Origin of the sequence: Porphyromonas levii, assembly GCF_018206105.1 — a bacterium.
Taxonomy (GTDB): domain Bacteria; phylum Bacteroidota; class Bacteroidia; order Bacteroidales; family Porphyromonadaceae; genus Porphyromonas_A; species Porphyromonas_A levii.
The window spans coordinates 20343-28144 of the sequence record NZ_JADRGN010000031.1 but is presented as its reverse complement, the minus strand read 5'-3'; the positions used below and the strand labels follow the sequence as shown (position 1 = coordinate 28144).

Annotated in this window: 8 protein-coding genes; all 8 read left to right on the top strand. The window is 46.5% G+C overall.

Going from position 1 to position 7802, the window contains the following annotated elements:
• Positions 1 to 221: 221 nt before the first annotated feature.
• The 8 genes from IX315_RS07225 (at position 222) to IX315_RS07190 (ending at position 7667) form a co-directional block, all read left to right on the top strand.
• Positions 222 to 1367, top strand: a complete 1146-nt coding sequence (locus tag IX315_RS07225) for a site-specific integrase (protein ID WP_211837328.1) — start codon at positions 222 to 224, stop codon at positions 1365 to 1367.
• Positions 1368 to 1515: 148 nt separating this feature from the next.
• On the top strand, positions 1516 to 2265 hold the full coding sequence (locus tag IX315_RS07220) for a hypothetical protein (protein ID WP_211837327.1): 750 nt from the start codon (positions 1516 to 1518) through the stop codon (positions 2263 to 2265).
• 183 nt (positions 2266 to 2448) lie between these two features.
• On the top strand, positions 2449 to 2841 hold the full coding sequence (locus IX315_RS07215; protein WP_211837326.1) for a helix-turn-helix domain-containing protein: 393 nt from the start codon (positions 2449 to 2451) through the stop codon (positions 2839 to 2841).
• Positions 2813 to 3919, top strand: coding sequence for an AAA family ATPase (locus IX315_RS07210; protein WP_211837325.1), 1107 nt, complete (start codon positions 2813 to 2815; stop codon positions 3917 to 3919). Before IX315_RS07215 ends, IX315_RS07210 begins: the two co-directional genes overlap by 29 nt.
• A 183-nt stretch (positions 3920 to 4102) precedes the next feature.
• Positions 4103 to 5002 (top strand): toprim domain-containing protein, encoded by a 900-nt coding sequence (locus tag IX315_RS07205; RefSeq protein ID WP_211837324.1) that lies wholly within the window; start codon positions 4103 to 4105, stop codon positions 5000 to 5002.
• A 459-nt stretch (positions 5003 to 5461) separates the two neighbouring features.
• Positions 5462 to 6133, top strand: a complete 672-nt coding sequence (locus IX315_RS07200) for a helix-turn-helix domain-containing protein (protein WP_244973118.1) — start codon at positions 5462 to 5464, stop codon at positions 6131 to 6133.
• Entirely contained in the window at positions 6121 to 6900 is a 780-nt protein-coding gene (locus tag IX315_RS07195) for a hypothetical protein (protein ID WP_211837322.1), read from the top strand. The genes IX315_RS07200 and IX315_RS07195 overlap by 13 nt, the downstream gene beginning before the upstream one ends.
• Positions 6897 to 7667, top strand: a complete 771-nt coding sequence (locus IX315_RS07190; protein WP_425325373.1) for a metallophosphoesterase — start codon at positions 6897 to 6899, stop codon at positions 7665 to 7667. The genes IX315_RS07195 and IX315_RS07190 overlap by 4 nt, the downstream gene beginning before the upstream one ends.
• The last annotated feature ends 135 nt before the right edge of the window (positions 7668 to 7802 follow it).

The window sequence follows — 7802 nt, the reverse complement described above, 5'->3', positions numbered from 1 at the left end:
GAAATTCATAAACTAAAGGTCAGTAATGAAAACAAGTTCCAATAAACTGCAAATAAAAGCACTGATATATAAGTGTTTCTAAAAACTTCTATTTTTTCACTTGTTTCTTGACTTATCACATTATTTCTGTTGTTTTCATTATTTTTGTTTCTTATTTGTTTCTTGTTTTCGATTATTTTTCGTACCTTTGCACCCAGTTTAGGACATAAAATCGAATAGCCATGGCAAGGAACAAGAAAACGACAAAGGCAAAGGAGCCAATCCGGCTTAGGATGAAAGACCTAAGCAACGGAAACAAAAGTTTGTACTTGGATATCTACAGGGATGGCAAACGTTCCTATGAATATCTGAAGATGTATATCGTCCCCGAAACGGATGAAAACTCTCGCAGGCAGAACCAAGCCACCTTGGTTGCTGCAAATAAAATCAAGGCCGACAGGATCATTGAGCTGACAAATGGTGAGGCTGGCATCAAACAGGCAAAAGACGAACCCAAGGTGCTTTTGCTTGATTGGATGAACACCTATATGGAAAACCAAAAGAAGCGTGGAAAGAAAGATTGGCGGCAAATATTGGTGGCAATGAAGATTATCAGGGAATGGGTAGGCGAAAAGACAACTCTTGACCAAGTTGACCGAACTTTCTGCCAAGGTTACATAGACTATCTTAGGACAGACTACCATCCAAGACATGTGGATCATCTTGCGGCAAATACTGCCCACAACTACTATCGGGCACTTAACGGCGCACTTAATGCTGCTGTTCGCGAGGACTTGATTAAAGTTAATCCATATACGAGAATAAGCAGTGCTGATAAAATCAAAAAGCCGGAAAGCAAGCGTGAGTATATGACAGTGGACGAGGTAAGGCAGCTCATTGCAACTCCTATGCAGAATGAAGCCGTGAAGGCTGCCTACCTGTTCTCCTGCTTCTGCGGATTGCGTATCAGTGACATCACTGCCTTGAAATGGGAAAACGTATATCAGGATGGAGCACAGACACGACTGGAGGTAGTAATGCAGAAGACCAAGGCACCAATCTATCTGCCTCTCTCTCCAGAGGCATTACGTTGGATGCCAGAGCGAGGAAACAAGAGTCCCCAGGACAATGTGTTTGACCTTCCGTCTGCTGCCGCAGTAAATGTGCTTATCAAACCGTGGGCCAAGGCTGCGGGTATCAACAAGCACTTCACCTTCCATACGGCGAGGCATACCTTTGCCACCATGATGCTGACATTGGGAGCTGACCTCTACACGACAAGCAAGCTGCTTGGACATACCGATGTGCGCATGACGCAGGTGTATGCAAAGATTGTCAACCGGAAGAAGGACGAGGCGGTAAACCTTGTAAACGGACTCTTTGACTGAAATGAGTGTGTCCGTATTGTACAGAACACATAATTCGTATAACTCAACTCTGGTTGCGCAAGTGGCCGGAGTTTTTTGTGCAACAAACAATCAACAAAAAGAAAAATGAAGAAACAAGACCAAAGCGGTCATCTCTCTTTTTGGGGAGATGAGCAGCATGCATAAGCATGTGTGTTGCGATGAGGACATCTACGACGAGCTTTTCGGGCTATTGTCCTCAATGAAGAAACTCTACGTGGAGAAAGTAGTGAACGGCGGCATGAGACAAGACCGTTTCATTGATTTGTTCTGCGACAGCCACCACTCCATCGGATGTAAGCAGCCCTGTTGCAACAATGCCCATCGTATGAATATGGGTATCGTGCGTAACCTGTACACGCAGGAGAAGGATATGCTTGACAGGTATCTCTATAAGGATTCGTTCACGAATGAAGACTTTCACGAGCTTATCCATCATCACCTGACAACAAGTACAAAAAACCAATCCCATGCGGCTGCCTCTATGTCGTTCGGAGGAAAGTTCACAGACCATCAGTTGGATTGTCTGGCAAAGATTGCACAAGACAACTATATGTTCAAGTTATCAAACGATACAGAAGCAAGAGCGGTCATGGATAATTTGCTCCACTGCAAGGCCGGATTCACAGTAGAAGTCAGAAACCTGCGCAATGTAGCAGTATTCTTTGACGAGCTGCTGACCAACAACCTCGTCTGTTACAACTGGCAATCCGTGATTGAGAAAGGACGTTTCCTTGTATCGACAAAGAACAACAAGCGCGTTGCCGCATCGGATCTGTCGTCTGCATTGTACAAGGCGAGAATCTCATCAAGCGTTGCAAAGCACAGCATACGGGACGGCATCAAACAGATGAAAAAAGGACATACAACTGACATGTAATCCAACATAAGAATGTAAAAAGGGTGATAGTTAGGGTGAGACTGCCTAACTATCACTCTGCTTTTTATTCAAACGCCATTTCTTGCATGTAATTTTGCACTCCGAAAGCACGGTGCTGTCGGAGGGACGCCTCCTATGTCAAACGATAAAAAGCATATCATCATGCAGAACAGAACAACATTTATGGAAAGAATCAACGAGCGTGTATGTGCCGTTGAGGACATCTTGAAAAAGATGGAACCCGTGGAGGATTTGCTTGAAAGGCTATCAATGCTTGAAAACAACATCTACACGACAAAGAAGGTGCTGACCTTCAGTGAAGCCTGTGTCTATATGGGTGTATCGGAAAGTCTTCTATACAAGCTGACGGCGGCCCAGGAGGTACCGCACTATAAGCCGCGAGGCAAGATGCTCTACTTCAACAAGGAGGAACTTGACCAGTGGCTCCTGCAAAACAATATCCCCACTATCGGTGCGGTAACGAAAGTGGAGACCGAGGAGGGAGAAGACAAGAATGAAGTAAAACCTTATTTCGGACAGAAACGCTATGGAAGAAAAAACAAAGGCAACGCTTGACAAGCAGAACGGGAACGACAAGGATCGCATATCGCGCATCCTCAGCGAGTCACTCATCAAGGCGACTGACACCTATCAGACACCGCCGCAGATAATATGGGTGGATAATTCCACTATCGCCACATTGGGCAACTTCAGTGCTTCTACGGGTAAGGCAAAGGCGAAAAAGACTTTCAATGTGTCTGCCTTGGTGGCTGCATCACTCTCCAACGGTAAGGTTCTTAACTATCGTGCCAGTCTGCCAGAGGGAAAGCGCAAGATACTGTATGTAGATACCGAGCAGAGCCGATATCATTGTCATAACGTGCTGGAGCGAATCCTGAAGCTCGCCGGTCTGCCTACAAGCATCGACAACGAGAACCTTGACTTTATATGCCTGAGGGAGTACACGCCCTCCGTCAGGATAGAGGTCATAGACTATGCGCTTGCCCAAGACCAAAGTTATGGACTGGTCATCATCGACGGAATAAGGGACTTACTTCTTGACATCAACAATGCGGGAGAATCGGTCGAGGTCATCAACAAGATGATGGAATGGTCATCAAAGTATGACCTGCATATCCATTGCGTATTACATCAGAACAAGGGCGACAACAACGTGCGCGGGCATATCGGTACGGAGATGAACAACAAGGCAGAGACGGTGCTTGTCATCACCAAGAGCACCACCAATCCCGATATCAGCGAGGTGAAAGCGATGCACATCCGTGAGAAGGAATTCAAGCCCTTTGCCTTTACCGTCAATGAGGAAGGGTTGCCAGAGGTTGTGGAAAGTTACAAAGGGGAGGAACACCAAAACAAGAAGAACGCAAGAATAAATTACAAAGACATCTCCATTGAACAGCACCGTGAAGCCCTTTCTGAGGTTTTCAAGAATCAACCTATTAAAGGTTATGAGAATGTTGTTCTTGCTATGATTCCTGCTTACGAGGAAATTGGGTACAAACGAGGCAGAAGTGTTATGGCAAAACTGCTTCAATATTTGGTAACAGAACTGAAATTGGTGGTTAAGAGAGATAAGATGTTCTTCTATGACCTCACACCTACAGAGGCAGATTTATTCTGTGACGATGAATAAAAAACACTCCAGAAAACAGTTTACTTTACGTCCGTGCCTATATAGGAGAGTGATAAAGTAAACTGTTTCCATGGACAAAGTGAAAAACGACAGGAAATCACTCCAGATTTTAGTTTACTTTACGCCCGTGCCTATAGGGAATTAAATGGATGGAGTGTTTTACTGATAATAAATGAAAGTACAATGAATATTGAACAATCGAAGAAACTGAGCATTATAGACTTCCTGGACAAGGAGAATGTAACGCTGAAAAAGAAGAAGGGCAATGCCTACTGGTATCTGTCACCCTTCAGGGACGAGAAGACCGCATCGTTCAAGGTCAGCAAGAAGGAGAACCTGTGGTACGACTACGCCATTAAGGAGGGTGGCGACCTTGTGGAGTTGGTAAAGCGCATGTATAACAAACACTCCGTTTCCGATGCCCTTGCCTACCTTGCATCCAAGAATATCACCACTGTGGATAAGGCGATAGAGACCGCCATCTCAGCTAAGGAATACACGACAACCAAGATGAACGATGTGAAGCTGCTCCCTCTGAGCAACCATTCTCTGCTGTCCTATTTCAGTAGCCGACGGATAGACATCACCATCGGCAAGATGTATTGCAGGGAGATACACTACAAGGTTGAACAGAAGCATTACTATGGCATTGCCTTTGGCAACCTGAGCGAAGGACATGAGGTGCGCAATCCCTATTTCAAGGGCTGCATCGGGCATAAGGATATCACCCTGCTTGCTCATACGTTCAACGAGTGGCAAAGCGGTTGTCTGGTCTTTGAGGGCTTCATGGACTTCCTTGCTTATATGACCCTCGTCAAACAGCAAGATAGATGGTTTGTCGTTGAAAGCCCTTGCGACTATATGATACTGAACTCAGTCGCCAACCTCAAACAGGCATTGCATTACCTTGACCGTTATACCCATATCCATTGCTTCCTCGACAACGACCAGGCAGGACGCAAGACGGTTGAGAGCATCAGCAATGTATTCGAGTACAGGGTGACGGACGAGTCCTTCAGGTATGCCGATTACAAGGATGTCAACGACTATCTGATGAGGAAGAAACGAACGGCATCGGAATGACATTATCAAGACGAAAACATCATCATTTGGTGCAAAAATGGCTTCAAAGCATTGAAATCGCATATCAAATCTGCACTTTTTCGCCAAAACATGCCTGATTCTCAATTATTATCCTTATTTTTGCATCGTTTTAATGTATCGTTAAAATGTAGCAGAATGGGATTAAAAAAAGAAATAAGGATATTGGGCAGACGCATTGAAGTGGAACCTCGTGCCAAGGAAAACTTGAAAGGTATCACTGTCGGCGAGAAACTCTCATACAGTTTCTATGAAGGCACATATCAAGGCATGTCCCTGCTATTCGTTAAACCTAAGAAAGAAGTCAATCCCTCTCCACGGGCTTGCGCCATCACTGGCAAGCGGTTGACCGAAGCCTTGGGACTGCCCGCAGTATTCATCCTTGCGCCCGGACCCACCTACGAGCGGCACAGGTTAGCGGACAAGGGAGTCTTCTTTGTCATGTCCGAGGAATATGCCCACTTGCCTGGCATCATTGCATTGGAAAAGACAAGCAACAGGAAGATTGCCGAGGTGCTGACTCCTGTGGCACAATACATGTTGCTCTATCACTTGCAGGTCGGCAGTCTTGAAGGCATGTCGCCAAGAGACATTGCACCCTTGCTTCCATATTCCTATGAAAGCGTCACGTTGGGTGTCACCTGCCTTGAAGATGTAGGACTGTGTCAAAAGATTCAGAACGGACAGCGCAGCAAGGTGGTACATTTTGAGCTGAAGGGCAAGGAACTTTGGGACAAGGCGCAGAATGTCTTGCTGTCACCCGTAGAGAACCTTATCTATTGCGATGACATACGCTTGGATGCGGAATATCCCGTATGCGGCATCAATGCCTTGGCGCATTATACCATGCTTAACCCCGACAGGGAACAGATGATGATGATGACAAGCAAGGAATACCGTGCCGTCAAGTCGGCTGATGTCATGGAGAATCCCAACATCTATGACGGCAACTATATCATAGAAATATGGAAATACCCAGTCGTCAGCAAGATTGGCGACAAGAACCAGTGGGTTGATCGTCTTTCCCTTGTCCTTACGTTGAGGGAGGACAATGATCCGAGAGTGGAAAAAGAAGTAGAACGAATAATCAGTGAACAGAAATGGACGGATTAGATAAGTTCCGCGAGGCTTTTGCGGAATACTCAGACAACTATGTAGTGATAGGCGGTGCAGCCTGTGACATCACCATGACCAATACCGTGGTGCGCCCACGCGCCACACACGACATCGATATGATAGTCATCGTAGAGAACATGACCGAGGCATTCGCCAACCGCTTCTGGCAGTTTGTACGTGAGGCAGGCTATCGACCTGAAAAGAGAAAACAGGAGGCTGGTGAACCACCAAGATATGAAATGTACCGCTTCCTTGATGGCCAAGACGGCTATCCCGAGATGATAGAACTGCTGTCACGCCACCCCGATGTGCTTGGAGAACCCAAGGGATTTGTCATTGAACCTATCCCGACCGATGAAGATGTGTCGAGTCTCAGTGCCATCATCATGGACGATGACTACTATCACTTCACTATCGCGCACAGCCAACTGACTGACGGCATACGCCATGCCAATTCAGCTGCCTTGATAGCGCTGAAGGCAAGAGCCTACCTCAATCTCATGGCAGACAAGCGGGACGGCAAGCATGTGAACACCAAAGACATCAAGAAGCACCGTTCTGACGTTCTGAAGAATGTGGTCATAATGACCGAGGACAACATTGAGGCACCTGCTTCCATAGTGGCATGTATAAGGGAGTTTGTCGCCTCCATCAGAGAAGACTGGACAACTCTCGCAGAACCATTATCAAAGTCGCTCGGTCAAGACGAGGCATTTGTGACTGGACTGTTGGACCAACTGGATGAATTGTTTATAGAAGCATGACCAATATGAAGATACAATACGCATCCGACCTGCATCTGGAGTTTGCCGACAACTGGCGGTATCTTAAAGCCCACCCCTTGGAGGTGACGGGCGACATACTGCTGCTTGCCGGTGACATCGGCTATCTCGGTGATGATAACTACTCCAAGCATCCTTTTTGGGACTGGGCATCGGAGAACTACAAGGAGGTGCATTGCTGCATGGGCAACCATGAGTTCTACAAATATTATGATGTGGCGACACTGCCCGACGGCTATCTTTTGGAGATACGTCCCAACGTGTTCAGCCATTACAACGGTATTGCGAGGATTGGCGACACCGACATCGTTCTCTCCACCCTTTGGTCGAGGATTCCTTTGGAAGACGCTTACTTCACCGAGCAAGTGATAAGTGACTTCCGCCGTATATTATATAAAGGTGAGCTGATGACCCATGCCCAATTCAATGCCGAGCATGAGCGTTGCCTCACGTTCATCAAGGACGCTGTGGCACATTCGCAAGCAGTCCATAAGATTGTCGTCACCCATCATGTGCCGTCGTTCCGTATGCTCCACCCCAAGTTTCAAGGCAGCAAGGCAAACGGGGCGTTCACCGTAGAGTTGGAGGACTATATCGCCGACAGCGGCATTGACTATTGGATATACGGACACTCGCACACCAACATCAATGCCAGGATAGGCAACACCCAATGCCTGTCCAACCAGTTGGGCTATGTCTTCTCCAACGAGCATCAGGACTTCTCCCACGGCAAGTATCTGTCCATATAGCCATCCACATTTTCTCATCCACCCTCTTTACAGGCTCTTCCCTATCGGAAGGGCTTTTTTTGTGCCCTTCGAGTTTGATTTTTGAGTATGATTGCGAGTGTAATCAAAATTAGAGTTAAGATTTGGCTCTGCGGA